1 protein-coding gene is annotated in these 1,423 nt (G+C 63.0%); it reads left to right on the top strand.

The annotated features are described in order from the left end of the window. Positions 1-1,423, top strand: a 1,423-nt coding sequence (gene glpD, locus AB4Z25_RS29310) for a glycerol-3-phosphate dehydrogenase (RefSeq protein ID WP_442210563.1), incomplete at both ends; no start/stop codon positions are given.

Raw genomic sequence — 1,423 nt, 5'->3', positions numbered from 1 at the left:
CGACCTATTCGTGATCGGCGGCGGTATCAACGGCTGCGGGATCGCCCGGGATGCGGCTGGCCGCGGCTATTCGGTGGCGCTGGCCGAGATGAACGACTTCGCCTCGGGCACGTCGTCGGGTGCCACCAAGCTCATCCATGGCGGTCTGCGCTATCTCGAACATTACGAATTCCGTCTGGTCAGGGAATCGCTGATGGAGCGTGAAGTGCTCTGGGCGATGGCGCCGCACATCATCTGGCCGATGCGCTTCGTGCTGCCCTATCACAAGGGCGGCATCCGGCCTGCCTGGCTGATCCGGCTGGGGCTGTTCCTCTATGACCATCTCGGCGGCCGCAAACTCTTGCCGCCAACGGCAACGCTCGACATGCGAACCGATCCTGCCGGCAAGCCGCTGAAGGCGCTGTTTACGAAAGCCTTCGAATATTCCGACGGCTGGGTCGATGACGCCCGCATGGTGGTGCTGAATGCCCGCGATGCCAGCGACCGCGGCGCCTTGATCATGCCGCGGACGAAAGTGGTGTCGGCCCGGCGCGACAACGGCATCTGGGTGATCGAGACGGTCGATGCGCTGTCCGGCCGGACTTCTACGCATCAGGCCCGCATGCTGGTCAATGCCGCCGGTCCCTGGGTCGATCATGTGATCCGCGCCGCGTTCGGCGAGAACGAGGCACGGCATGTCCGCCTCGTCCAGGGCAGCCACATCATCGTCCGGAAGAAGTTCGAGGGGCCGAAGGCTTATTTCTTCCAGAACCCCGACAACCGCATCATCTTCGCCATTCCCTATGAGAGCGACTTCACGCTGATCGGCACCACCGACCGCGATTACACCGGCGACCCCAAGGATGTCAGGATATCGGAAGAAGAGACCAGCTATCTCTGCAATGCGGCCTCCGAGTATTTCAAGGAGCCGGTGAAGCCCGAGGATATCGTCTGGACCTATTCGGCGGTTCGGCCGCTGTTCGACGATGGCGCCTCCAAGGCGCAGGAAGCGACGCGCGACTATGTGCTGAAGCTCGAGGGGAAAGACGGGACCGAGGCGAATGCCGCGCCGCTGCTCAATGTCTTCGGCGGCAAGCTGACGACCTACCGGCGTCTGTCGGAACATGCGCTGGAAAAGATCGGCGAGGCCATCGGTATCAAGGGCAGTCCGTGGACGGCGAAGAGCCATCTGCCCGGCGGAGATTTTCCGGCTGAGGGCTATGAGGCCGAGGTTGGCAAGCTGAAGGCAGCCTATCCGTTCCTCGCCGACAGCCATGCCCGCCGACTGACGCGCCGCTATGGCACCAGGGCCAATGTGCTGCTTGGCAAGGCCGCATCCATGGCCGATCTCGGCAGGCATTTCGGATCGGATCTCTATGAGGCCGAGGTGCGCTATCTCATGCAGAACGAATGGGCCTTCACCGCCGAGGATGTCCTCTGGCGG

The organism is Rhizobium sp. RAF36 (assembly GCF_052114105.1).
GTDB lineage: Bacteria > Pseudomonadota > Alphaproteobacteria > Rhizobiales > Rhizobiaceae > Rhizobium.
Note: the sequence above shows the minus strand (reverse complement) of the source record. Positions and strands in the feature narration are given on the sequence as shown.